General features: G+C 39.7%; 26 protein-coding genes. 6 read left to right on the top strand and 20 right to left on the bottom strand.

Annotated features, from left to right (window positions below; translation table 11 throughout):
- Nucleotides 1–11: 11 nt before the first annotated feature.
- Nucleotides 12–1,562, top strand: coding sequence for a ClC family H(+)/Cl(-) exchange transporter (locus HMPREF2764_RS04530; RefSeq protein ID WP_070527891.1), 1,551 nt, complete (start codon nt 12–14; stop codon nt 1,560–1,562).
- Between the two features lie 809 nt (nt 1,563–2,371).
- Nucleotides 2,372–3,442: a tyrosine recombinase XerS gene (xerS, locus tag HMPREF2764_RS04520; RefSeq protein ID WP_070527516.1), complete on the top strand. Its 1,071-nt coding sequence runs from the start codon at nt 2,372–2,374 to the stop codon at nt 3,440–3,442.
- Between the two features lie 72 nt (nt 3,443–3,514).
- Here xerS and HMPREF2764_RS04515 read toward each other — a convergent pair whose 3' ends face one another.
- The 16 genes from HMPREF2764_RS04515 to dhaK form a co-directional block, all read right to left on the bottom strand.
- Nucleotides 3,515–4,504 (bottom strand): lipoate--protein ligase, encoded by a 990-nt coding sequence (locus HMPREF2764_RS04515; RefSeq protein WP_000873983.1) that lies wholly within the window; start codon nt 4,502–4,504, stop codon nt 3,515–3,517.
- A gap of 59 nt (nt 4,505–4,563) precedes the next feature.
- Nucleotides 4,564–6,267, bottom strand: a complete 1,704-nt coding sequence (gene lpdA, locus HMPREF2764_RS04510; protein ID WP_070527513.1) for a dihydrolipoyl dehydrogenase — start codon at nt 6,265–6,267, stop codon at nt 4,564–4,566.
- 45 nt (nt 6,268–6,312) lie between these two features.
- Nucleotides 6,313–7,356 (bottom strand): dihydrolipoamide acetyltransferase, encoded by a 1,044-nt coding sequence (locus HMPREF2764_RS04505; RefSeq protein WP_070527510.1) that lies wholly within the window; start codon nt 7,354–7,356, stop codon nt 6,313–6,315.
- 110 nt (nt 7,357–7,466) lie between these two features.
- Nucleotides 7,467–8,459, bottom strand: coding sequence for an alpha-ketoacid dehydrogenase subunit beta (locus HMPREF2764_RS04500; protein ID WP_070527506.1), 993 nt, complete (start codon nt 8,457–8,459; stop codon nt 7,467–7,469).
- A gap of 15 nt (nt 8,460–8,474) precedes the next feature.
- Nucleotides 8,475–9,443 (bottom strand): thiamine pyrophosphate-dependent dehydrogenase E1 component subunit alpha, encoded by a 969-nt coding sequence (locus HMPREF2764_RS04495; RefSeq protein WP_070527503.1) that lies wholly within the window; start codon nt 9,441–9,443, stop codon nt 8,475–8,477.
- Nucleotides 9,444–9,596: 153 nt separating this feature from the next.
- Nucleotides 9,597–10,958 carry a sodium-coupled multidrug efflux MATE transporter PdrM gene (gene pdrM / locus HMPREF2764_RS04490; protein ID WP_070527499.1) on the bottom strand — a complete coding sequence of 454 codons (1,362 nt, stop codon included), beginning with the start codon at nt 10,956–10,958 and terminating at the stop codon, nt 9,597–9,599.
- A 41-nt stretch (nt 10,959–10,999) separates the two neighbouring features.
- A complete protein-coding gene (locus tag HMPREF2764_RS04485; protein ID WP_070527495.1) occupies nt 11,000–12,268 on the bottom strand; it encodes a dihydroorotase in 1,269 nt (422 codons plus the stop codon).
- Nucleotides 12,269–12,280: 12 nt separating this feature from the next.
- Nucleotides 12,281–12,745, bottom strand: coding sequence for an NUDIX hydrolase (locus HMPREF2764_RS04480; protein WP_001135768.1), 465 nt, complete (start codon nt 12,743–12,745; stop codon nt 12,281–12,283).
- A 9-nt stretch (nt 12,746–12,754) separates the two neighbouring features.
- Entirely contained in the window at nt 12,755–13,408 is a 654-nt protein-coding gene (locus HMPREF2764_RS04475) for a uracil-DNA glycosylase (RefSeq protein ID WP_070527491.1), read from the bottom strand.
- 11 nt (nt 13,409–13,419) lie between these two features.
- Nucleotides 13,420–14,175 carry a DUF4336 domain-containing protein gene (locus HMPREF2764_RS04470; RefSeq protein WP_070527488.1) on the bottom strand — a complete coding sequence of 252 codons (756 nt, stop codon included), beginning with the start codon at nt 14,173–14,175 and terminating at the stop codon, nt 13,420–13,422.
- Between the two features lie 64 nt (nt 14,176–14,239).
- Entirely contained in the window at nt 14,240–14,932 is a 693-nt protein-coding gene (locus tag HMPREF2764_RS04465; RefSeq protein WP_070527485.1) for a pyrimidine 5'-nucleotidase PynA, read from the bottom strand.
- 37 nt (nt 14,933–14,969) lie between these two features.
- On the bottom strand, nt 14,970–15,167 hold the full coding sequence (locus HMPREF2764_RS04460) for a hypothetical protein (RefSeq protein ID WP_070527482.1): 198 nt from the start codon (nt 15,165–15,167) through the stop codon (nt 14,970–14,972).
- The gene (locus HMPREF2764_RS04455; RefSeq protein WP_083306590.1) at nt 15,164–16,165 is read right to left on the bottom strand and encodes a hypothetical protein; all 1,002 of its coding nucleotides are present in this window, start codon (nt 16,163–16,165) and stop codon (nt 15,164–15,166) included. The genes HMPREF2764_RS04460 and HMPREF2764_RS04455 overlap by 4 nt, the downstream gene beginning before the upstream one ends.
- A 593-nt stretch (nt 16,166–16,758) precedes the next feature.
- Entirely contained in the window at nt 16,759–17,133 is a 375-nt protein-coding gene (dhaM, locus tag HMPREF2764_RS04450) for a dihydroxyacetone kinase phosphoryl donor subunit DhaM (protein ID WP_024057030.1), read from the bottom strand.
- On the bottom strand, nt 17,133–17,708 hold the full coding sequence (gene dhaL / locus HMPREF2764_RS04445; protein WP_024057029.1) for a dihydroxyacetone kinase subunit DhaL: 576 nt from the start codon (nt 17,706–17,708) through the stop codon (nt 17,133–17,135). The genes dhaM and dhaL overlap by 1 nt, the downstream gene beginning before the upstream one ends.
- Nucleotides 17,709–17,729: 21 nt before the next feature.
- Entirely contained in the window at nt 17,730–18,719 is a 990-nt protein-coding gene (gene dhaK, locus HMPREF2764_RS04440) for a dihydroxyacetone kinase subunit DhaK (protein WP_070527479.1), read from the bottom strand.
- 153 nt (nt 18,720–18,872) lie between these two features.
- Between dhaK and dhaS the strand changes: the two genes are divergently transcribed.
- The gene (dhaS, locus tag HMPREF2764_RS04435) at nt 18,873–19,403 is read left to right on the top strand and encodes a dihydroxyacetone kinase transcriptional activator DhaS (protein ID WP_070527476.1); all 531 of its coding nucleotides are present in this window, start codon (nt 18,873–18,875) and stop codon (nt 19,401–19,403) included.
- On the top strand, nt 19,400–20,389 hold the full coding sequence (gene dhaQ / locus HMPREF2764_RS04430; protein WP_070527473.1) for a DhaKLM operon coactivator DhaQ: 990 nt from the start codon (nt 19,400–19,402) through the stop codon (nt 20,387–20,389). The genes dhaS and dhaQ overlap by 4 nt, the downstream gene beginning before the upstream one ends.
- 97 nt (nt 20,390–20,486) lie before the next feature.
- Here the strand turns inward: dhaQ and HMPREF2764_RS04425 are convergent, their stop codons facing one another.
- From HMPREF2764_RS04425 to HMPREF2764_RS04410, 4 genes are all read right to left on the bottom strand, one after another.
- Nucleotides 20,487–21,026 (bottom strand): ClbS/DfsB family four-helix bundle protein, encoded by a 540-nt coding sequence (locus tag HMPREF2764_RS04425; protein WP_070527470.1) that lies wholly within the window; start codon nt 21,024–21,026, stop codon nt 20,487–20,489.
- A 56-nt stretch (nt 21,027–21,082) separates the two neighbouring features.
- Nucleotides 21,083–21,577, bottom strand: coding sequence for a YkgJ family cysteine cluster protein (locus tag HMPREF2764_RS04420; protein ID WP_049499406.1), 495 nt, complete (start codon nt 21,575–21,577; stop codon nt 21,083–21,085).
- 133 nt (nt 21,578–21,710) lie between these two features.
- Nucleotides 21,711–23,444 carry a phosphoenolpyruvate--protein phosphotransferase gene (ptsP, locus tag HMPREF2764_RS04415; protein ID WP_004241506.1) on the bottom strand — a complete coding sequence of 578 codons (1,734 nt, stop codon included), beginning with the start codon at nt 23,442–23,444 and terminating at the stop codon, nt 21,711–21,713.
- Between the two features lie 5 nt (nt 23,445–23,449).
- Nucleotides 23,450–23,713, bottom strand: a complete 264-nt coding sequence (locus HMPREF2764_RS04410; protein ID WP_000146947.1) for a phosphocarrier protein HPr — start codon at nt 23,711–23,713, stop codon at nt 23,450–23,452.
- A gap of 350 nt (nt 23,714–24,063) precedes the next feature.
- On the opposite strand from HMPREF2764_RS04410, the gene nrdH reads away from it, so the two are divergent.
- Nucleotides 24,064–24,282 carry a glutaredoxin-like protein NrdH gene (gene nrdH, locus HMPREF2764_RS04405; RefSeq protein ID WP_000259241.1) on the top strand — a complete coding sequence of 73 codons (219 nt, stop codon included), beginning with the start codon at nt 24,064–24,066 and terminating at the stop codon, nt 24,280–24,282.
- A gap of 86 nt (nt 24,283–24,368) precedes the next feature.
- A partial coding sequence (nrdE, locus tag HMPREF2764_RS04400; protein ID WP_070527467.1) for a class 1b ribonucleoside-diphosphate reductase subunit alpha occupies nt 24,369–26,259 on the top strand: 1,891 nt, incomplete at its 3' end.

The raw sequence follows: 26,259 nt of genomic DNA, 5'->3' as shown, positions 1-26,259 counted from the left end.
AAGGAATGATTATGGAGGAACAGTCAGAAACACTCAGTTCCAAGAAAGAATTTGCCTTTGCCTCGAGTACCATATTATCCCAAGTTGGACGAGGAATCATTGTTGGTCTCGTTGTTGGAATTATCGTTGGATCCTTTCGTTTCTTAATCGAAAAAGGTTTCCACCTGATACAAGGACTTTATCAAGATCAAGCGCATCTAGTGCGCAATCTTTTTATCATTGGTCTATTTTATTTAATAGTTTGTTGGCTCAGTGCGAAATTAACTCGGTCAGAAAAAGACATCAAAGGTTCAGGAATTCCTCAAGTTGAAGCCGAATTAAAGGGACTCATGACCCTCAACTGGTGGGGTGTACTTTGGAAAAAATATATTTTAGGAATTCTTGCTATTGCCAGTGGACTTATGCTGGGGCGAGAGGGACCCAGTATTCAACTTGGAGCAGTAGGTGGTAAAGGAATTTCCAAATGGCTCAAATCCAGTCCAGTAGAGGAACGCTCCCTGATTGCCAGTGGTGCTGCAGCAGGATTAGCCGCAGCTTTTAATGCACCGATTGCAGGACTTCTCTTTGTGGTAGAAGAAGTTTATCACCATTTTTCACGCTTTTTTTGGGTATCTACTCTAGCAGCTAGTCTCGTAGCAAACTTTGTTTCTTTACTCATATTTGGCCTAACACCCGTACTGGACATGCCAGACAATATTCCTCTCATGACCCTAGACCAGTATTGGATTTACCTCCTCATGGGAATTTTTCTAGGACTTTCTGGTTTTCTCTATGAAAAAGCTGTACTCAATGTCGGTAGAGTTTATGACTGGATAGGTCAAAAAATCCGTTTGGATAGAGCTTATTACCCAATTCTTGCCTTCATTCTCATCCTACCAGTCGGCATCTTCTTACCCCAAATCCTTGGTGGTGGAAATCAACTTGTTCTCTCCCTAACTGAACAAGATTTTAGTTTCCAAGTTCTATTAGCTTACTTTTTGATTCGCTTTGTTTGGAGCATGATTAGCTATGGAAGTGGCCTTCCAGGAGGAATTTTCCTACCAATTTTGGCGCTTGGCTCCTTACTTGGAGCTCTAGTTGGCGTTATTTGTGTCAATCTTGGACTTGTCAGTCAGGAGCAATTCCCTATATTTGTCATTCTAGGAATGAGTGGTTATTTTGGAGCAATATCCAAGGCTCCCTTAACTGCTATGATTCTGGTAACCGAAATGGTAGGAGATATTCGCAATCTCATGCCACTCGGACTTGTGACCCTAGTTGCCTACATCATCATGGATTTACTCAAGGGTGCTCCAGTCTATGAGGCCATGCTAGAAAAAATGTTGCCAGAAGAAGCGACAGATGAAGGAGAAGTCACTCTCATTGAAATCCCAGTTTCAGATAAAATAGCAGGAAAACAAGTACACGAACTCAACCTGCCACACAACGTGCTCATTACCACCCAAGTCCATAATGGCAAAAGCCAAACAGTTAACGGTTCAACCAGAATGTATCTCGGAGATATGATCCACCTGGTGATTCCAAAAAGTGAAATTGGGAAAATCAAAGATTTGTTGTTGTAAGAGTTTTTTACATAATTTATATTACGTAAAAAAGTTGGCTTGATTTATTTAGATAACCGATTCTCAACAATGGAATCGGTTATTTTTTACAGATAAGATATCTTACATACAAGTAATTAAACTTTGTTGAAAATAAGACTATAATCAAGTTAGAAATGATAAAGCATAAAGCTAGAAAGGAGTTTACTGTATCAAATCTTTACAGTAAGATTAAAATCATGAAAAAGAAAACAATAGCAATTATACAATGTATTTTGTATCTCATAGCTCCTTATATAGCTCTTCAGTTATGTAGAATGAACAGTAGTATCGTTACTGATAATCTCTTTTTTATTTTACTTATTTTGTTAACTATTTCATTCTGGTTTAGTATTTGGAAACTAGAAAAAGCACTAGATAATGATTCACAATGAAACTCCAAAGATTTAGATCTTTTTTGTTTGTAAAAACTGAAAATTTTTGTACTTTTCCCTAGACAGTTGATAAACCCTTAATACGACTGAGTTTAAGGCGTAATATACACTCTCTAAAAAATGTACTTTAAAACCTTGATTTAACAATGTTTTGAATTTTAGCAAGAGTCGTTTTCATTAGGATGTACAATTGGAAAAATTTTTAGTTTTCACTTTTATAAAGTACAAAATCAGCTGATTTTTTAAAATAAAAATTTTTAGTTATAATCGCGATCTAAGTCTTTTTATCACTTTTAAAAAAACTCCTATAACATCTTTCCGAAAAACTATAATTTTCTTGAAAAATAAGTAAGTCTATGCTATACTACTAGTAGACTTACTTTATGGAGAAAATACATGAAACGTGAGATTTTATTAGAACGAATCGACAAACTAAAACAAATCATGCCCTGGTATGTTTTAGAATACTATCAATCTAAGCTTGCTGTTCCTTACAGTTTTACAACCTTGTACGAATACCTCAAGGAATATGATCGATTTTTCAGCTGGGTTTTGGAGTCTGGTATCTCAAACGCCGATAAAATATCTGATATTTCTTTATCTGTCTTGGAAAATATGTCTAAGAAAGACATGGAATCCTTTATCCTTTACCTACGTGAGCGTCCTTTGCTGAATGCCAATACAACCAAGCAAGGAGTTTCTCAGACAACCATCAATCGGACTTTGTCAGCACTTTCTAGTCTTTATAAGTATTTGACTGAGGAAGTTGAAAACGATCAGGGAGAGCCTTATTTTTATCGTAATGTAATGAAGAAAGTTTCAACAAAGAAAAAGAAAGAAACACTTGCTGCCAGAGCTGAAAACATCAAGCAAAAACTCTTTTTAGGTGATGAAACAGAAGGTTTCCTAACTTATATTGACCAAGAGTATCCACAACAACTTTCAAATCGCGCTCTCTCATCATTCAACAAAAATAAAGAACGTGATTTGGCCATTATTGCCCTTCTCTTGGCGTCTGGTGTCCGCTTATCTGAAGCTGTTAATCTGGATCTAAGAGATCTCAATCTAAAAACGATGGTTATCGATGTCACTCGAAAAGGAGGCAAACGTGACTCGGTCAATGTCGCTGCTTTTGCTAAGTCTTATTTAGAGAATTATCTGGCCATTCGTAATCAACGCTATAAGACAGAAAAAACAGATACAGCCCTTTTTTTGACACTCTACAGAGGTGTTCCTAATCGTATCGATGCTTCCAGTGTGGAAAAGATGGTTGCTAAGTACTCTGAGGACTTCAAAGTCCGTGTAACTCCCCATAAACTGCGCCATACCCTAGCAACCAGGCTCTATGATGCGACTAAATCGCAAGTTTTGGTCAGCCATCAGCTAGGACATGCCAGTACACAAGTCACTGATCTCTATACCCATATCGTCAACGATGAACAAAAGAATGCTCTGGATAGTTTATAAACTACATAAAATAAATTATGTAAAGCGAAACTCGTAAAAAGAAGCTGGTCCTACAACCAACTTCTTTTTGATTTATCCTACTACCGCTTCAGCTATTTCTTCACGGCTAATACCAGCGAAGTAGCGTGTGATATCAATGGTTTCTAGCGCCTTAAGGACATCTTCGCGTTCGTATTTTACCCCACGAAGGACATCTTCTACTGCAGCAACGTCTTCAATACCAAAGAAATCCCCATAAATCTTGATGTCTTGGATTTTTGATTCGAGAACATTAGCAAAGACTTCAACCTTACCACTAGTGAATTTTGTTCCACGACGGACGTTAAATTCAGGTGATTTACCATAGTTCCAGTCCCAAGTACCAAACTTAGTATCCTTGATGCGATTAATTTCAGCTAATTCTTCCTCAGAAAAAACGTATTCAGTCATCTCTGGGTACTCTTTTTTCATGTATTCTAAGAGTAAATCACGGAATTCTTCGACTGTGATTTTTTCTGGTAATTCATTGATAATATTAGTCACACGAGCACGAACAGATTTCACACCTTTTGATTCAAATTTATCCTTTGAAACCTTAAGGGCATTTGCGAGGACTGACAAATCAACGTCAAAGAGCAAGCAACCGTGGTGCATGATACGGCCATTGATATAGGCTTGGGCATTGCCACAGAACTTCTTACCATCAATCTCAAGGTCATTACGACCTGTGAACTCAGCTTTAACCCCAAGTTGAGCCAAAGTATTGATAACTGGAGTTGAGAAGCTCTTAAAGTCAAAGGCCTTGTTTTCATCTTCTTTTGAAATGATCGTGTAGTTGAGGTTATTTAAATCGTGGTAAACAGCTCCACCACCACTGATACGGCGGACCACCTCAATACCATTTTCTCGAACATAATCACGGTTGATTTCTTCTATGGTATTCTGGTGACGACCAACAATGATAGATGGCTTGTTAATCCAAAGTAGGAAGATTTGATCCTCATCCAAAAGGTGTTTAAAGGCATATTCTTCCAAGGCAATATTAAAGGCAGTGTCGTTTGAATGATTGATAATATATTTCATGATATCCCTTTATATGATAGAGACTGGAAAACACCTTTCCAGTCTAATCTATCTTTCTTTTATTTTTTCTTAGGCGAATGGATGGCCATTCCTAAAACATCCGCAAATGCTTCATACATTACTTCAGAGTAGGTTGGGTGTCCGTGGATAGTCTTCAGCATTTCTTCAACAGTAATTTCCATTTCGATAATGCTTGATGCCTCGTTAATCAATTCTGCAGCTGCAGGACCGATGATATGAACACCAAGGATTTCCCCGTATTTCTTATCAGCGATGACTTTAACAAAACCTTGAGCTGCATCCGATGCAATAGCACGACCGTTAGCAGCAAAGTTGAACTTACCAATGGCTACATCGTATTTCTCACGGGCTTGTTCTTCAGTCAACCCTACTGCTGCTACTTCAGGAAGAGTGTAGATAGCTGCAGGAGTCAAATTCAATTTGGCAACAGCGTGATTTCCTTTAAGGGCGTTTTCAGCGGCAACTTCACCCATACGGAAGGCAGCGTGAGCCAACATCTTAGTACCGTTGATGTCACCTGGTGCATAGATACCTGAAACAGAAGTTTCCATGTATTCGTTGACCTTGATACGACCACGATCTAATTCAAACTCAACCTCTCCAATACCTTCAAGGTCTGGCACACGACCGATTGAAAGAAGAGCTTTATTTGCGATGATATCGTCTTTTCCTTCAACCTTGATACGAAGTTGACCATTTTCCTCAATGATTTCTTGCAGTTTAGTACCAGTCAAGATGGTCATTCCTTTACGTTCAAGAATCAAGCGAAGGTTCTTAGAAACTTCCGCATCCATAGCTGGAACGATACGGTCCAGCATTTCGATAACAGTTACTTTTGAACCAAATGTCATGAAGGCCTGACCGAGTTCGATACCGACAACCCCACCACCGATGATAACAAGACTTTCTGGTACTTCATTCATTTCAAGGATGTCGTCGCTGGTCATGACAAGTGGAGATTCCATACCAGGGACGTTGATCTTGCTGACTTTTGAACCACCAGCAAGGATGATTTTCTTGGTTTCAAGTAATTCAGAACCATTTACCAAGACGTTCTTGTCTTTAGTAATGGTACCAATACCTTTATGCACAGTAACTCCGTAGCTACGAAGAAGTCCTGCAACACCACCAACCAAAGTATTGACAACCTTAGACTTGGTTTCAAGGAGTTTGTCCATATCTACAGTGAAGTTTGGATTTTCGATTACGATACCACGGTTTGCGGCATGACCGATATTCTCGATAATTTCAGCGTTATGAAGGTAGGTCTTGGTTGGAATACATCCACGGTTTAAGCAGGTTCCACCAAGTTCAGATTTCTCAACAAGGGCAACCTTACCGCCGAGTTGGGCAGCTTTAATGGCTGCAACATAACCAGCAGGACCTCCACCAATCACAACGATATCAAAAGCATCATCGCTCTTACCATCATCGTTTGAGGCACTTGCTGCAGGTGCTGGGCTAGCTTCTGGCGCTGCAGCTCCAGCTGTTGGGATATTTTCCCCTTCTTCGCCAAGGTAACCGATAACTTCCGTTACAGGGACTGTTTCACCGTCCCCTTTAAGGATAGCAATCAAGTACCCATCTTCTTCAGCTTCCAATTCCATGCTGACTTTATCAGTCATGATTTCCAAAAGGATTTCTCCTTCTTTTACAAATTCTCCGACTTTTTTATTCCATTGGACGATTTGTCCTTCTGTCATATCCACGCCGGCTTTTGGCATAATTACTTCTAAGGCCATGTCTTCCTTCCTTTATCTATATCTTTAAAATGAATACTCTTGTTCTTAAATCAACATTGAGATTGGATTTTCAATCAACTCTTTCAAGTCTTTCATAAACTTAGCACCAGCCATACCATCTACGACACGGTGGTCAATTGTTAAACCAAGACTCATGATTGGGCGAATCACAATTTCACCATTGACAACAACAGGCTTCTCAATTGTCGAGCTCACACCAAGGATAGCTGAGTTTGGTTGGTTGATGATAGGACCAAAGGACTGAACGCCAAACATTCCCAAGTTACTGATAGTAAATGTTGAATTTTGCAGTTCGCTTGGAGCTAATTTACCATCCAAGGTACGACCGATGACGTCTTTGAATGCAACAACCAACTCTGATAAACTTAGTTTTTCAGCATTGTAAACAACAGGAGTCATCAATCCATTATCCATCCCAACTGCCATAGCAAGGTTGACATAGTTGTGCGTGATAATAGTCTTGCCGTCTTCTGTCAATGAAGCGTTGATGTATGGGTGTTTCATAAGAGTCTTAACAACTGCAAGTGAAAGAAGGTCTGTTACAGTAGTCTTCTTCCCAGTTGCTTCCATAATTGGCTCAAGAACCTTCTTACGAAGAGCCAACATTTCAGTCATATCAACTTCATAGTTGAGGGTAAAGGTTGGCGCAGTCAAGTAAGATTCAACCATGCGTTGGGCAATAACCTTACGCATTGGTGTCATTGGGATACGCTCAATTTCACCATAAGGAGTGATATTATCAGGAACCTCTTCCACTTTTTCGATTTGAGCAGGAGACTTGATGGTGTCGTTTTCGATATTTTCAGGAAGCAAGGCTAAAACGTCCTTCTTCATGATCTTACCACGGTGACCCGTTCCCTGGATTTCCTGCCAAGCAATGTTATGTTCGAGGGCAATTCGTTTTGCAAGTGGCGAAATGCGAACCACATTTGTGTCTTTATAAGTTTCCACGTCTTCTTTGTGGACACGACCGTTTGCACCTGAGCCAGAAACGTCATAGAGGTTGATCCCTAAATCATCCGCTAACTTTCTAGCCGCAGGAGTCGCTCTTAGCTTGTCATCAGCCATGACCTCTCCAATTCTATTTATGATATTAAACGCGCAGAGAACTCTGCACTAAAAAGATACAAAGTTTCTCGTCAGCTTTATTTTATTTACATAATTTATCTTATGTAATTCTATTCTTTGTTATAAGTTTTTCGAATTGCATCCTTAATGCTCTCAACTGTTGGTATCATTGCATTTTCTAGATTTTGTGCATAAGGCATTGGCACATCTTCTCCTGCGCATCGGCGGATTGGTGCATCTAGATAATCAAATGCTTCTGATTCTGAAATAATAGCTGAAATCTCTCCGATATAGCCACTTGTTTTGTGGGCATCGTTGACCAGAACAACTTTACCAGTCTTCTTAACTGAGTTAATGATAATATCCTTATCAAGCGGAACAAGGGTACGTGGGTCAACAATCTCAACAGAAATTCCTTCTTCTGCTAATTCTTCAGCAGCTTGAACCACACGGCGAAGCATTTTTCCATAAGTAACAACTGTTACATCCGTACCTTCACGTTTGATTTCCCCAACTCCAAGTGGAATCGTATAGTCTGGATCAACTGGCACTTCCCCTTTTTGGTTAAATTCTGATTTATACTCAAGAATGATAACAGGGTTGTTATCACGGATAGAAGACTTGAGCAGTCCTTTCATGTCAGCAGGTGTACCTGGTGACACAACCTTAAGACCAGGAATGTGAGTAAACCAAGATTCTAGTGATTGCGAGTGCTGGGCTGCAGAACCAACTCCATTACCAGCAGCGCATCGAACAGTCATTGGAACCTGACCTTTACCACCAAACATGTAACGTGTTTTAGCAGCTTGGTTGACGATATTGTCCATGGCAATAACCGAGAAGTCCATGAATGTCATATCAACGATTGGACGAAGTCCTGTCATGGCTGCTCCTGCTGCTGCTCCTGAAATGGCAGCTTCAGAAATCGGACAGTCACGGACACGTTCTGGACCAAATTCTTCAAGCATTCCAACAGAAGTACCGAAGTCTCCTCCAAAGACACCGACATCTTCTCCCATCAAGAACACATTTTCATCGCGACGCATTTCCTCAGACATAGCAAGGATAATGGTGTCACGGAAGGACATTGTTTTTGTTTCCATTTTATCTCTTTCTCCTTAGTCTGCGTAAATATCTTCAAATGCTGATTCAAGCGGTGGGAATGGACTTTCCTCTGCAAATTTAACAGAAACTTCTACTGCTTCCTTGACTTGCGCTTGGATTTCTTCCAATTCTTCGGCACTTGCAATGTTGTTCTCAACGAGATAGTTACGAAGGTTTTCGATTGGGTCTTTTTGTTTCCACAATTCCACTTCTTCACGTGTACGATATTTACCAGGGTCAGATGATGAGTGACCAAGCCAGCGATAAGTTACACTTTCAATCAAGACTGGACCATTGCCACTGCGAACATGATCAACAGCTTTCTTAAATCCTTCATAGACGTCGATGACATTGTTTCCATCTTCGATGAACATTCCAGGAATTCCATAAGCGGCGCTACGTTGATGGATATGTTCTACATTGGTCATTTTCTTGATATCCGCAGAGATACCGTAACCGTTGTTAATGCAATAGAAAATGACTGGCAGGTTCCAGATAGAAGCCATGTTCACTGCTTCGTGGAAAACACCTTCGTTGGTCGCACCATCTCCAAAGAAGCAGACAACGATTTTACCAGTATTTTGCATTTGTTGACTGAGGGCCGCACCGACAGCGATTCCCATACCACCACCTACGATACCATTGGCACCAAGGTTACCGGCATCAAGGTCAGCAATATGCATAGATCCACCTTTACCTTTACAGGTTCCAGTGTATTTTCCAAGGATTTCAGCCATCATTCCGTTGAGGTCAATCCCTTTGGCAATAGCTTGTCCGTGACCACGGTGGTTTGAGGTAATTAGGTCATCTAGATTGAGAGCCAACATAGCCCCCACGTTAGCTGCCTCTTCTCCAACAGAAAAGTGCGTCATTCCTGGCACTTTCCCTTTCTTTACTAATTGCGCAATTTTTAAGTCCATGCGACGGATTTCTTCCATCTTACGGAACATTTCTAGCAAAAGATTTTTATCTAAAGTTGACATCTTCTTGCCTTTCTAACTTTCTTCTTACCTTACTATTTTACCGTTTTTGGCAAATACTGTCAAAGTTTTTCTCAAGTAAATTTCACAAATTAAAAAAGAAAATCCCATAGGAATAAGGGATTTCCTCATTAAGAATATTTTTTCACAAACTTTTTAGCGTTTAGATTTTTCTAAAGATTCAAATCTCTTCATAATCACAGTTAAACGCCAACGGTAGAGAACCCCACTCACAATTAGACTAATAATCAAGCCGATCCAGTAAGAATAAGCTCCAAAATCTGTTAGAGAATCAAATAGCATAGCCACTGGGATTGCTACGCCCCAATAACCAACCAAACCAAGGTAAAAAGGAATAACGGTATCCTTATACCCCCGTAAAATTCCCTGAAGCGGTGCCGCAAAGGTATCTGCTAACTGGAAAAAAAGACTATAAGTCAAAAAGCGCGCTGTCAAATCGATGAATTCTGGGTCGTTGCCATAAAGACTGGCCACATTTCCCCTAAAAATGTAAAGAAAGGATAAGGTGAAGGCCGCAAAAATGAGGGCTGTCCATCTTCCTAGACCAATATAGGTTTTCGCATCATCAAATCGCTTGGCTCCCACTTCATAGGAAACAACAATAGCCATAGCAGATGAGATGCTCATAGGAAAGGCGTACATGAGAGTTGAAAAATTCATAGCTGACTGGTGACTAGCGATAATCAAGGATGAGAACTTAGCCATAATCAAGCCAACCACAGAAAAGATAGCCACTTCCGCGAAGACAGTCCCCCCTATAGGCAGACCTAAACGAACTCCTTCCTTGATTTTATCCATATTAAGCGGAATTCGTTTCTCAAGATGTAGGGCTTTGAGCTTCTCCTGTTTAAATAGAACCAGTACAGAAATTCCCAGTAAGACCCAGTAGGCCAAGGATGTTCCTAAACCAGCACCAGCACCTCCCAGTTCTGGAACACCAAAGGCCCCGTAAATCAAGAGATAGTTAAATCCGCTATTGAGAGGAAGTAACAAAAGCATGAGATACATAGACAGTTTGGTCAAGCCCAGAGAATCCAGCAAGGAACGAACGACACTAAAAAGCAACAGGGGGATAATTCCAATAGATAAAAACCAAAGATAGCGAACCGCTACTGCTGCCACTGGTGCTTCTAGTCCGATATGCTTCAAGACAGGAGGTACCAAGAAAAGTACTAGTCCCAGTAAGACCACGGACAGGCCTAAGGCCAGATAGATGAACTGGTAAAAATCTGAAGCAACTTCTTCCTTTTTTCCTCGACCAAGATGGTGACCAATGATAGGCACCAAGGCTGACACAATCCCTGTCAGGAAGGTAAAGAAAGGATTCCAGATACTGGTCGCCATCGACACACCAGCCAAATCCATAGTGCTGTATTGACCTGTCATAGTCGTATCAACAAAGGAGGCAGAATAATTTGCAAATTGATAAATCAGGATAGGGAAAAATATCTTTAAAAATAAGATAAATTTGTCTTTAAAATGATGGGTTTGGTACATATAGGCTCTCTATTCTTTTTGTTTACAGAGCAGACTCCCACCTAGTTTTGATAGACGATTTGTCCCTTACAGATGGTATATTTAACCTGCCCTTTTAAGGTTTCACCGATGAATGGTGAATTAGCTGCTTTGGAAGCAAAATGGGAGTCCACAAGGCGGTTAGCCTCAGCATCAAAAATAGTGATATCCGCTGGACCATTCTCAGCCAAGTAACCTGCTTCAAAATTGTAAAGTTTGGCTGGGTTGTAGGTCATTTTTTCTAGCAATTCCATCAAGGTCAATTCCCCAGCTTCCACCAAATAAGTCAAACCGAGAGACAGAGAGGTTTCCAAACCAGTCATACCAGATGGCGCTTTGGTGATATCCTCGACATTTTTTTCATCCGCATGGTGAGGCGCGTGATCAGTTGCGATAACTGTGATAACACCTGACTTGAGACCTTCGATAACTGCACGACGGTCCGACTCCAAACGAAGCGGCGGATTCATCTTGGCGTTGCTTCCTTGTGTCAAAAGGAGGGCTTCTGTCTTAGAGAAATGCTGTGGCGCTACTTCTGCTGTGACTTGCGCCCCCAATCCTTGAGCGAACTCCACCACTTTAACACTTTCTTCCTTAGACAAATGCTGAATGTGAACATGAGCCTTGGTTGCATAGGCAATCATGACATCACGCGCCATCATAGCATACTCAGCCACCCCAGTCGCACCGCAGATATGGAAATGTTCTTTAGCAATGTTTTCATTAAATCCAAGAATCCCATTCAAACCTGGATCTTCCTCATGAAGGCTGATAAAGGTATTGAGTTTTTTGGTTTCTTCCATGGCTTCCTTAACCACTTTACTGCTCTCAAGAGGAATACCGTCATCAGAAAAACCAACAGCTCCAGCTTCTAAGAGTGCCTTAAAATCAGTCAAGTCTTGGCCATTAAAGTTCTTAGTAATAGTCGCAACCGTCTTGACATGAATCTTTTCTTTGGCAGCTGACTGGAGAACTTCTTGCAAAGTCTCAACGTCTGAAATGGTTGGACTAGTATTAGCCATCATGACAACCGTTGTAAAACCACCTGCAGCAGCTGCAAGGGCCCCAGTATGAATGTCTTCTTTATGTGTTTGACCAGGTTCACGGAAATGAACATGGATATCAACCAAACCAGGAGCAACTACAAGACCTGTAGCATCTAAGATTTCTGCTCCTTCTTCTTTAATCTCAGGCGCAATTTTGATAATTTTCCCATCTTGGACTAAGACATCACACACTTGATCCAAACTAGACTTGGGATCCATTAAACGACCATTTTTGATTAGTAGCATCTGCTTTCTCCTTTATTCATAGAAATCAACTTGGGTATCCAACAATTTATCCCCATCATAAACAAACTTGGCTGAAAAGAAGGGTTTATCCTCTAAAAGCCACTCAACAAAGGTATGGTCACCTTCCCAAGTAGGCTTACTCAAAACCTCGTCATAGGGAACCCATTCTAGCGTCCCCTCATTGCAGTCAATCAAGTCGCCCTCAAACTCCGTCACCTTAAAAACATAGGTGTACCAGTCTAAATCTGGCGTAAATTCTGGAAAAGTGATAACACCTTTTAGAACTGGCTTGGCTTTGAGCCCTGTTTCTTCGAGGATTTCACGCGCCGCGCATTCTTGAGGTGTCTCACCACGCTCTAGCTTACCACCCACGCCAATCCATTTCCCTTCATGAACATCATTGGGTTTCTTATTACGGTGGAGCATGAGCAGTTCTTTTCCGTTATCAATGTAGCAAATCGTCGCTAACTGAGGCATATTTTCTCCTTATCTAAGCCAATCGATTGGCTCTTGTCCTGTCTCTTTTAAGAATGTATTGGCCTTAGAAAAAGGCTTGGAACCCCAAAATCCTCTGTAAACAGATAAAGGACTGGGATGGGCTGATTCGATAATCAAGTGATGAGGATTGGTAACTAAGACCTTCTTCTTGCGTGCATAAGCTCCCCAAAGTACAAAGACCACTGGTCTATCCAGACGATTGACCACCTGAATCACAGCATCAGTAAAAGGCTCCCATATCTGGCCAGCATGACCATTAGCCTGTCCAGCAGGAACAGTCAAGCAAGCATTGAGAAGTAAGACTCCTTGCTCAGCCCAAGCTGTCAAATCATGGGATTTCTTAACTCCGATATCATCTGACAATTCTTTCAAGATATTTTGCAAGGATGGCGGAGCTGGGATAGAGTCAGGTACAGAAAAACTCAAACCCTGCGCTTGACCTGGTCCGTGATAGGGGTCTTGCCCCAGAATCACTAGCTTCACTTCTTCAAGCGGTGTAGTCAAGAGAGCCTGAAAAACCTTTTCCTTAGGTGGATAAACAGTTCCTTGAGCATAGACCTGCTCCATAAACTGATTGATTTTCCCGAAATAACCAGCAGGTAACTGCTCCTTAATCAAAGCATGCCAAGACGAGTGTTCCATCTTTCCCTCCTTTATCTTATCCATCTAAAAGCACGTCTTAATTCATCCACACCATTTTTAAAAAAGCATAAACCATGTGCAAGTATAATCTTATCCGGTTTCCAGTTTGACATACGGGAAAAGGAAACCTTTGCTTCCCTTTGTCTTCCTAAAAAAGTCATACGATAATCAATAGGAGTTTGACCATCAGGGGCTGTTACACGAGCTAAACGATAGAATTTTCTGCGGATTGGACTAGCTATCTTTTCAGGTTCAAAATTCTCTATAAGGTCTGTTACAATGAGTGTTTTAGTTGATTTATGAAAAAACACGACCTCTTCGATGACAGAACTTCCCTTAAAAATAAGCTGATCAATCTCATCAGACCATAGGTCAGGAGCCTTATCTGTTAAGGCAGCATCAAATTCCACCTTGACATTCTGACTTTTCGCTCTCTCTTCAACTCCTGGACTAGACCATGCTTGCGCATGAGGATATCTTTTTCTCCAATCTGCAATATAGGCGTAGTGAATCTTATTTGGTGAAATCAGGTAAGCTACTCTGCCCAGAGCGTCCAGTTCAGTAAAGAGTTTCTCGTTTGGCGCAATAGGAGAATGAATCCAAAGTTTGCCATCATTTAACTTAATCACCGTCATACGTGTCTGAAAAGGAAGTTTGAAGATCTTCATATCCATTTGAATCAAATCACCATCCACTATCCAGATATTTTGATCAACTTCCTTTAGTGTATACAATGGTTCATAAAGAGAAAGTTCTAGCCTTGACATCGTTAACTATTCCTTCGTTTTTACTGCCTCTATTATAGCAAAAAGTGGCTATCTAAACCACTTTTTACAGTTTATCTAAACAATCCAGCAAGTCTTGGTAAGAATGGACTTCGTAAGTCGGCTGGGCTTGTGTGGGATTTTCGAGGTGATGAGGGTTGTACCAGATAGTATCAATCCCCGCATTATTGCCACCTTGAATGTCGGCGGTTAGGGAGTCTCCAATCATCAGCGTCTCTTCTTTGCTAAATCCAGCAATCTGCTGACCGATTTTTTCATAAAAAAGTGCGTCAGGCTTTTGTGTTTGCAGCTGTTCAGAGATAAAAACTTGATTGAAATAAGGTGCCAGACCCGATTGAGCCAAGCGCCCTGTCTGAATGGCAGTAATTCCATTTGTCGCAGCATACAAGTCATAATCACGTTCAATGAGGCTATCCAAGAGCTCATGCGCACCTGAAAGTGTTTGTCCCTGTTGGGCTAGGTAAAATTGGTAACGTTGGGCTAGAAAACTACCGTCTTTTTCCTGTCCAAAATGGGCAAATAAACGAGAAAAGCGCGTGTTAACCAGCTCTTGTTTACTAATTTTCTTTTGCTCCAAATCCTTCCAGAGAGCCTTGTTCATAGGAACGTAATAATCTTTATAAGACTGAATATCTGTAACTCCTTCTTCTTTTAGAAGTTGGGTCAAAGCCACATCCTCAGCAGCATCAAAATCAAGAAGAGTGTGGTCAAGGTCAAAAAGTAGAAATTTGTAGGACAATTTGGTGTTTTCCTTTCTAGGTACTTAATAGATTAGTTTATTTCTTCTTTTTCTTAGTTTTATTCATCAACATACCAACTACAACTGGAGTAACCACACTTCCAACTTGTCCAACAACTTTAAGTATCTTTTTTGCTTCATCTATTTTTTTGTTTCTACACGATTCGCACTTATTGTGCTTATAACTTGATGGTAAATCCCTAGTACATATCTTGCATTTTTTTATTTCTTTCATTCTACCACCTCTGTCTCAATAGAATCTAGTTTATTTGGCAATTTCATTATAGAAGTTTCAATTTTTGGCAATTCTTTTGTCCAGTAATTTGTAGGAGAAGGATCAAGTAGATCAAGTCTCTCTACTAATTCTTGAGAACTGAGATAAGTTTCGTTAATAAATTTCCCAAAGTAATCCAAACTTTTTTGAGCAGCTTTTTTCTCGCCCAACTCATCATAAGCTATTGCTGCTGATAGTGAAACGATATTTACGGCTGCTAATCCATCTCTAATCTCATTCATACGAGCTTCAATTTTATCTGGTTTATCCCCTTTTAATAACTTCCCCCAAGTAGAATCTGGTTGTTCTTTAATAAAATTTACATTAGATTTTTGACTAAGCATTAGAAGGTTTCGACTATCTTCTGCATCTGAAATAACTTGCAGTAACATCATTGTTCTAATGTTTGGATCTGATATCTCTCTAGCCTGCAAGAGTTTCTGTTGACAACTATAGGCTATGGCAAGTCTATCTGACTCCTGTCCTTTTCTGACGTCTTCAATAGCATATTGTACATTTTGAATCTCCTCTGCAATCTGAGCCATTTGAATTTGTGACGAATAATCAGCTAACGCTTTATTTAATTCTGGTGTCAATTTAACAGATTTCAATGGTACATTTCCAATGACTTTATTAGTATTAGTATCTACTAATACCGCCAAGAGAGAGCCATCTTTCTTTGTCATTAATTTTAGCACTCCTTGAGCAATTTGTTCCCGTTGTTCTGGAGAAAGAATTGCCTGAAAAACCTCTTCAGGTATACTAGATTGGACAACATGGATAAAGGCTGGAGCAGAATATAACATTTTTTCTACTTCAGATAAGATTTTATTTGCATTTTTGGCTAAAGGTTGGGCTATTTCTGGTAACTTATTAAAAAACGTTGAGGGTTTTAGTTCATAACCGTCAATATCAAGAATATCAAAGTCATCTTCGCCAAAAAATAAAACTTCATCCATAAATTACTACCTCATTATGTTTAAATTGTTAGAAATATTATACCATATTAAGCAAAATTATGATTTTGATTTTTCTTTAATATTATCTATCAAATCATTTTTACTGGAATCTAACATAAAAAAACACTCTCCTATCCAATTGACAGCCCAAATCTTTTAGAATAGAACAATCCTAACTATCGAATACCCTAACTTCATAAATATATATGTAATTTTAGACCTAGAATTCCTATAAAGTAAATGTTTTTACACTCTTCTAAACCATTGATTGCTTTAAATCTAAATTTTTGAAGGATTCTAAAGCTAGAATAGTCCCATCACAATCAGTTTTGAATTATTATACTCAATGAAAATCAAAGAGCAAACTAGGAAGCTAGCCGCAGGCTGTACTTGAGTACGGTAAGGCGACGTTGACGTGGTTTGAATTTGATTTTCGAAGAGTATTAACAATTTAGAAACGCTATGATTCCACTCCTTTTACATTAAAAAGGAACTGCGCAAGCAATCCCTTTCTGATTTTGAAATTATTTACTTAAACTTTGATAGTAGTGATAATCAATAACCCACCTATAAAAAGAGTTATAGTAAATTCCTTATTTATTGATTTCAAGTTCCGCCAACTGTGTTTGAATAACCGACAGTTCTGCCCCAGTCTGAAGAAGAGCAGCTGCAGTATAGGCGCCTTCTACAATTGGAACACTGTTGATGATGATACTCTTATCACTGAAATCAGCCACCATTTCTAAATTCATTTTAGCAGAACCTAGGTCAAAAAAGGCAAGTAAAGTATCTGCTGGATTTTCAGAAATAACCCTATCTACTTGATCAAAACTAGTTCCAATTCCTCCATCTTCGGTTCCTCCTACATAAGTAATCGGAACATCTTTAGCCACTTCACTAATCAGTTCAACAACACCATGTGCAATTTTTTTGGAATGTGAAACGATAACAAGACCAATACTTCCCATTAAACCACCCCAGTTTCTAATAGAGCAGTAAAGAGTAATCCTGATGAGAATGATCCAGGATCAATATGTCCAAGAGAACGTTCCCCTACATAAGATGCTCTTCCTTTAGTTGCAAGTAAATCTTTGGTAGCATTCACTACCTGATCAATAACCTCTTGAGTCAACTGGCCATCAGACAAGGCTGCAATAACAGGAGTCCAAACATCAACCATTGTCTTTTCTCCAACTTCTGCTTTCCCACGTTTGACAATCATATCCAAACCACTTTGTAAGATTTCTTCTAATTTCGAATTTGAATCAGCCTTGGCCATGCCCATAAAAGCAGAGCCATACAAGGGACCAGAAGCACCGCCTACCTTACTCAGTAGTTGCATTGACACAAGTTTAAAAACATCACTACTTGTCTCAAATTGCTTTCCTTCTAAGTTTTCCATAACTGCAGCCATGCCACGTGCCATATTTCCACCGTGGTCACCATCTCCTATAGGAGTGTCTAGCTCACTAAGGTAATCTTTCTGTTCTTGAATCTTTTCATTAAAAAGTTTCATCCATTCAAGAGCTTGTTCAGCATTCATTTGACATTTCCTCCTTGAGTTTTACCAAGCTGGTGTAGTAACAGGTGCATTTAGAGCATCCAACCATTCATCATCTGCCAATCGAATCAATGTTAATGATAATCCAGCCATATCAATTGATGTCATATAGTTTCCAATTTTCTTAAATGCCAACTCAACACCTTTTTCATGGAGTAATTTTGCCACATCATTTGCAAATACGTATTGTTCCATAAGAGGAGTGCTTCCTAAACCATTAATGAGAAGGCCATAGCGTTCGCCTGATTTAAGTTGGAAACCTTCAGATAATTTTTCAACCAACTCTGATGCCAATTGTGCGGAAGGCTGCATTTTCTCTTTTTTATATCCTGGCTCACCGTGAATACCAACACCATATTCAAATTCATCATCTTCTAGAACAAATCCTGGTTTCCCAACTTCAGGGACAGTTGCTCCAGACAAGGCAAGGCCAATTGTTTTAATTTCTAACACAAGTTTGTCGGCCAATTCCTTCATTTCAGCTAATGATTTACCAGAACGAGCTGCAGCCCCCAAAATTTTATGGACTAAAATAGTACCCGCAACACCTCGACGGCCTTGGGTATAGAGACTATTTTCAACCGCAATATCATCATCGACTACAACACTTGCTACATCAATACCTTCCATTTCAGCAAGTTCTTGTGCAATTTCAAAGTTCATAATGTCACCAGAATAGTTCTTGATGACCATGAAAACTCCAGCACCTTCATCAGCCGCCTTAATGGCTTCTAAAATTTGGTCCGGAGTAGGTGAAGTGAAAACTGCTCCACAAATGGCAGCAGACAACATTCCATCTCCTACAAATCCAGCATGACTTGGTTCATGTCCTGAACCTCCACCTGAAATGAGTCCAACTTTTCCTGTCTTTTCTGCCTTTCTAACGATGACATCAAAACCATCTAAGCGTTCTACCAAGTCATCATGCATGAATGACAATCCCTGCAACATTTCATCAACAACCTGTGTCGGTTCATTTATAATTTTTTTCATGAGAAACTCCTTTCGGCATGTATCTTTGTTTTCGCTTTCATTATATATTTTTTATTGCTGGATGATAAGGGACAGATTCTATTATTTGTCCCCTTTTAAACCCATTTAAAACATTTTTTTGGTAAAATGAAGGAAGTAACAGAAAGGCTTCCTATGGCATCATCACTTATTACAAAAAAACGGATTGCCAAGGCATTTAGAGACCTATTAGCTACTAGAGAATTTGATAAAATCTCTATTGTAGATATCATGGAATCAGCTGGCATTCGTAGACAGACCTTTTACAATCACTTTCTTGACAAATATGAACTGCTAGACTGGATATTTGAAAATGACTTAACCGAGTATATCACCAATAACTTGGACTTCATTTCAGGCCAAAAACTATTACAAGAATTATTTTTTTATTTCGAACAAGAGCGTGACTTTTATATTCAACTTTTTGATATTCAAGGGCAAAATAACTTCTATGACCAATTTATCAGCTACTGTCGCTTGCTTGTATCAAAAATTTTAAGAGAATACGGTCAGATTGATATCGATTCATCTGCTTATACTTGCTTTTTGTTAGACTATCATTCACATGCTCTAGCAGAGATCGTGAAGGCTTACGTCAATAAAAAAAGTCCAGTTCCACAACCAGACTTTCTAATCATGACAATTATTGGAAAGAGACCACAATGACATTTATTTCAAATCATAAACAGAAAATTATTTCAAGTTACATTTCGGCAACTGTCAGCAGTCATCCTGAATTAGAAAAACACCCTACCTTACCATTAGTCTATCAAAAAAATCGCAAACCTTATCAGGTTCCAATATTGTCGGGTGGAGGTTCCGGTCACGAACCTGCGCATATTGGATATGTGGGAGAAGGAATGCTTACCGCTGCTATCTATGGCCAATTATTTACTCCTCCTACAAGAACTGAAATCTTAGAGTCCATTCGTTTTTTAAACAATGGTCACGGTGTCTTCATCATTGTAAAAAATTTCGAAGCAGACATCAAAGAATTTAGCTGGGCCATTAACACTGCTAGAAAAGAAGGAATTAAAGTTGGCTATAGTCTAGCACACGACGATATTTCAATTGAACCTCACAATAGATTTCAAATTAGAGGAAGAGGGCTTGCAGGGACTATTTTACTTCATAAAGTTCTAGGATATGCAGCTCAGAATGGTGCCGACATCGAGCAACTAACTGATTTAGGTCATCAGCTTGCTCCCGAAATCGCAACAATTGGCTTTGCAACGAAATCTGCTAGTCTCCCCCAAGCCACCCGTCCACTATTTAACTTAGAAGAAGGAAATATTTCTTATGGTATTGGGATACATGGCGAAGAAGGTTATCGTATCGTCCCATTCCAATCATCGGAAATCCTTGCAAATGAAATTATAAGTAAATTAAGATTGCACTATCATTGGAAAAAGGGTGATCATTTTATATTGCTTGTAAATAATCTAGGCACTACCAGCAACTTAGAAATGGGGATATTTATCAATGATCTCCTTCAACTCTTAGAAATTGAAGGAGTCACTATTACCTTTATAAAATCAGGAACATTTATGACCAGTCTAGATATGGCAGGTATATCCGTAACTCTTTGCCCTGCGAAAAATAAACAATGGTTAGAAGCGCTCAATGCTCCAACGACAGCTTTTGCATGGTAATTTGCTTGTATAACTCAAAAGGGCTACATCACTTGATAGCCATTTGCTTTTATCTTACGTTTAAAAGAACTCATTCTTACCATTTCAAACAGTCCATCTATCCTTTACAATTCTTCCGGTGAGCTTTGAGTTTTTTCAGAGCCCAATCATAATGACTGGAGGTGTTACTGACAAAGTAGGAACCTAGACTTGTTCCGCCGGTCCACTTATAGACACCTTTGGTAAAGAGGTCGTCATTGCTAAAAACTTCTATCAATTCTAAAACCTCCCTATGTGATTGTTCTAGGAGTCTAGTCGCTTCTTCTAAGGAGGTTTTCTGGTGCTTCTTCCAAAAAGCGATATTCATTTCTCCATAAGTTTTCCAATTATAAGATTCAGGGAGAAAAGGTCTTTCGTGACCTTTTTGATTGGAATGTACCCAAGTCAAAAGTAACTGCTGCCATTCATAAAGATGGATCAAGACATCCCGTAGATTTTTATCCCTTTTCCAGTGAGCTTCTTTTTTCTTTGGGTCTCTTGAAAAATCAAATGGAGTCTGTAGCTCATCTTCACTTAGTTGGGAGATGAAACGATTGAGCTTTTCATAGTTTTCCTTAGAGGCCAGTACTAGCTCCTCTTTTGTTTTCGGTCTAGGCACAGAGTTCTCCCTTCATATTGTTAGTTATTATTAGAAATTTTTTATCCTTTAAATCTCTATAACTTATCCTTTAATTTCTCAACAAAGAGATAGGCTGCTGGACAGGTCAAAGTATTCTTAATCGTCAAATGGTTGATTTGATGGATCTTTTTGCGATCTGTATGGGGGAACTCTCGGCAGGCCTTGGGACGAACATCATAGATGGAACAGAGATTATCTCCTCCTAGAAAGGGACAAGGCATGGATTTAAAAACCTTATCGCCATCTTCATCTACCTGAAGGAACTCCGCTTCAAAAGCTGGTAATTTCATCTTAAAATACTTGGCAATACGAGTGATGTCTGCTTCCTTGAAGTCAGGACCCAATGTCTTGCAACAGTTAGCACAGGCCGTACAATCAATCTCCGCAAAGACTTCTTGGTGAATCTGCTGGGCTATCTTGTCTAGGTTTTTAGGTGGTTTTTTCTTTAGAGTGGCTAAAACTTTACGGTGTTCCTTCTGCTTTTGCAAGGCTAGCTGGTGGTAGTACTCAATATCAATTTCTTTAGACATGATTTCTCTCTTATTCTATTTGTTTCCCCCTATTATATCATGCCTCTGACTCATTGAAAAGTGAACTTTACAAGACTACACTATTCCCGAATGTATCAAAAAACCTTGCAACTAGGTTACAAGGTTAATCACATTAATCGAAGTTAACGTATTCTTTTTGAAGTTCAAGAACTTCTTCCATTGTTGAACACTCTGTAAGGGCACGGTTAGCGTACTCTTCCATCTTAGCAGTATCCAATTTCTTCATCAAGCTACGTGTACGAAGGACAGATGTTGCTGACATAGAGAATTCATCCAAGCCCATTCCGACAAGAAGTGGAACAGCTTTTTGGTCACCAGCCATCTCACCACACATACCAGCCCATTTACCTTCAGCGTGAGCTGCCTTGATAACGTTGTTGATCAAGCGAAGGATTGATGGGTTATATGGTTGGTAAAGGTATGAAACTTGCTCGTTCATACGGTCTGCTGCCATTGAGTATTGGATCAAGTCATTTGTACCAATTGACATGAAGTCTACTTCTTTTGCAAATTGATCTGCAAGCATTGCTGCTGCAGGGATTTCAATCATGATACCAACTTGGATGTCATCCGCAACTGCAACACCTTCAGCAAGAAGGTTTGCTTTTTCTTCTTCATAAACTGCTTTAGCTGCACGGAATTCTTTCAAAAGGGCAACCATTGGGAACATGATACGCAATTGACCATGAACAGAAGCACGAAGAAGGGCACGGATTTGTGTACGGAACATTGCATCTCCAGTTTCAGAAATAGAGATACGAAGGGCACGGAATCCAAGGAATGGGTTCATTTCATGTGGCATATCGAAGTAAGGAAGTTCCTTATCTCCACCGATATCCATTGTACGAACAACCACTGGTTTACCATTCATTCCCTCAAGTACAGCCTTGTATGCTTCATACTGCTCATCTTCAGTTGGGAAGTCTTGAGAATCCATGTACAAGAACTCTGTACGGTAAAGTCCAACAGCTTCTGCACCGTTGTTGTTAACACCTTCAACGTCTTTTGGAGTACCGATGTTAGCAGCCAACTCGAAGTGTTTACCGTCAGCAGTCACTGTTTGAGCATCTTTCAAAAGTGCCCATTCAGCTTTTTGTTTAGCATAAGCTTCACCAGCTGCTTTAAATTCTGCCGCTTGTTCATCTGTTGGGTTGATAATGACTTCACCAGTAATTCCGTTAACGGCAAGGATATCACCGTCTTTCACTACTTCAGTGATGTTATTTGTTCCCAATACAGCTGCAATTTCAAGTGTACGTGCCATGATAGCTGAGTGGCTTGTACGTCCACCGATGTTTGTTACAAAAGCTTTTACAAAGTTTTTGTCCAATTGAGCTGTATCAGATGGTGTCAAGTCATGCGCAATGACGATTACTTCTTCATTGATAGAAGCTGGGTTTGGCAATTTCTTACCAAGAAGATTTGCCAATACACGTTTTGTCACGTCGCGGATATCCGCTGCACGTTCTTGCATATATGGGTTGTCTTCCATGCCTTCAAAGATAGTGATGAACATGTCAGTCACTTCTTTAAGACCTGCTTCAGCATTGACTTTCTTAGCACGGATTGTTTCTTTAATCTGACCAATCAATTCTGGGTCAGCAAGAACCATCAAATGAGCGTCAAAAACTTGAGCCGCTTCTTCACCAAGCGTACCTACAGCTTTCTCACGGATAAGAGAAAGCTCGTTTTGAGAAGCTTCAAGAGCTACATCCAAACGAGCCTCTTCTGCGTTTGTATCTTCGACTGAAACAGTCTCGAATGACAAATCCGGTTGAACGAGTAGATATGCTTTTGCAACTGCAACACCATCAGATGCTGCGATTCCTTTAAGCATTTCTGTCATTTTCCTTATGCCAATCCTTCTTTTTCCATTGTTTCTGAGATTGCAGCGATAGCGTCATCTGCATCTGCACCTTCAGCTGAGATAGTTACATCAGCACCTTGGCCAACACCAAGACTCATAACACCCATGATTGATTTAAGGTTAACTGATTTACCTTTGTACTCAAGAGTGATATCTGAAGCAAATTTGCTTGCAGTTTGTACCAACAATGTTGCTGGACGTGCGTGAATACCTGTTTCTGCCACTACGTGGAAATCTTTAGAAGCCATAGTTTGACTCTCCTTTTGTTCTTTCTTTTTTGAGTTATATGTGATAACCCTTACAATTTGGTATTATACCATCTTCTAGGATTTTTTTCAAGCATTTTATGGGATTTATTCGATTTCCTTTCAGATAACTTGCTGAAAATCTTCTATTCTAGATAACAAAACACAGGATATAGTTTTCCAAAAAACTACTTCTAGGATAATTATCACTATTTCATAAAACAAACACTACATATTGTGTTTTGCAACCTTTAGTAGAAAAATAGACCACTATATTTAGTTTCAAATCATTGACAAAAATTTATTTTCTGATATACTAAGAAAGTAATCTATTTTGAAAGAGGAGTTACACAATGGTAACCGTTTATTCTAAAAACAACTGTGTCCAATGTAAGATGACTAAACGTTTCTTGGACAGTAATAATGTCGCTTATCGTGAGATCAATCTTGACGAGCAACCTGAGTACGTCGATCAAGTTAAAGAGCTCGGTTTCAGCGCTGCTCCTGTCATCCAAACACCAACTGAAGTCTTTTCAGGTTTCCAACCAGGAAAACTGAAACAATTAGCATAATCTTAGTAAATCATCCAGAAGAAACTCGCTTCTAGGGCTAACTTAGAGGCCTTTCTTTTGTAATCAGGTTAGATAAGGAAAATTTTATGGGATTAAAACATCTTGAAGACGTGACTTACTTCCGTCTCAATAACGAAATCAACCGTCCTGTCAATGGACAAATCATGCTTCATAAAGATAAGGAAGCCTTGGATGCTTTCTTTAAAGAAAATGTAGTTCCAAACACTATGGTTTTTGATTCAATTACTGATAAAATCAACTACCTTATTGAACATAACTACATCGAAACTGCATTTCTCAAGAAATACCGTCCAGAGTTTTTGGAAGAATTGCATCAATTTATCAAAGACCAAAACTTCCAATTCAAATCATTCATGGCTGCCTATAAGTTTTACAACCAGTATGCCTTGAAGACTAATGACGGTGAATATTACCTTGAAAGTATGGAAGACCGTGTCTTCTTTAATGCACTTTACTTTGCTGACGGGGATGAAGCAATTGCGACTGATATTGCCAATGAAATCATCCACCAACGCTACCAACCTGCTACTCCTTCCTTTTTGAACGCAGGTCGTGCTCGTCGTGGGGAGTTGGTATCTTGTTTCTTGATTCAAGTAACTGATGACATGAACTCTATCGGACGTTCTATCAACTCAGCTCTTCAACTTTCACGTATCGGTGGTGGTGTAGGTATTACTCTAAGCAACCTTCGTGAAGCTGGCGCACCTATCAAAGGTTATGAAGGAGCAGCTTCTGGTGTCGTACCAGTTATGAAACTCTTCGAAGACAGTTTCTCTTACTCTAACCAATTGGGTCAGCGTCAAGGTGCTGGGGTTGTCTACCTCAATGTCTTTCACCCAGATATCATCGCTTTCCTTTCCACTAAGAAAGAAAATGCCGATGAAAAAGTTCGTGTTAAGACTCTTTCACTCGGTGTTGTAGTACCCGATAAGTTCTACGAATTGGCTCGTAAAAATGAAGAAATGTACCTCTTCAGCCCGTACTCTGTAGAACTTGAGTATGGTGTGCCATTCAACTACATCGACATCACTGAAAAATACGATGAATTGGTCGCAAATCCAAATATCCGCAAGACAAAAATCAAGGCGCGTGATTTGGAAACTGAAATCTCTAAATTGCAACAAGAATCTGGTTACCCTTATGTCGTCAACATTGATACAGCTAACCGTGCAAACCCGGTTGATGGTAAGATTATCATGAGTAACTTGTGTTCTGAGATTCTTCAAGTTCAAGAACCAAGCTTGATTAACGATGCTCAAGAATTCCTTCAAATGGGAACAGACGTTTCATGTAACCTTGGATCAACCAACGTGGTCAACATGATGACTTCACCTGACTTTGGTCGTTCTATCCGTGCTATGGTTCGTGCCCTTACTTTCGTTACAGATAGTTCACACATCGTAGCTGTCCCTACTATCGACCATGGAAACAGTTTGGCTCACACCTTTGGTCTTGGTGCCATGGGGCTTCATAGTTACCTTGCCCAACAACTGATTGAGTACGGATCTCCTGAGTCAGTTGAATTTACAAGCATCTACTTTATGCTTATGAACTACTGGACCTTGGTAGAATCTAATAACATCGCGCGTGAACGTGGTATCACCTTCCACAACTTTGAAAAATCAGACTATGCTAATGGAAGCTACTTTGACAAGTATGTGACAGGCGAGTTTGTTCCAAAATCAGACCGTGTTAAAGAACTCTTCAAAGATGTCTTTATTCCAAGTGCTGCTGATTGGGCTGAACTTCGCGAAAAGGTTCAAGCAGATGGTCTTTATCACCAAAACCGCCTTGCTGTTGCTCCAAATGGTTCTATCAGCTACATCAACGACGTTTCTGCTTCTATCCACCCGATTACACAACGTATCGAAGAACGCCAAGAGAAGAAAATCGGTAAAATCTACTATCCAGCTGCAGGCTTGTCAACAGATAAAAATCTCATTCATTTTGATAAGG

It is taken from the genome of Streptococcus sp. HMSC073F11, assembly GCF_001810785.1.
Lineage (GTDB): Bacteria > Bacillota > Bacilli > Lactobacillales > Streptococcaceae > Streptococcus.
The sequence above is the reverse complement of the archived record's forward strand: the minus strand, read 5'-3'. Positions and strand labels throughout refer to the sequence as shown.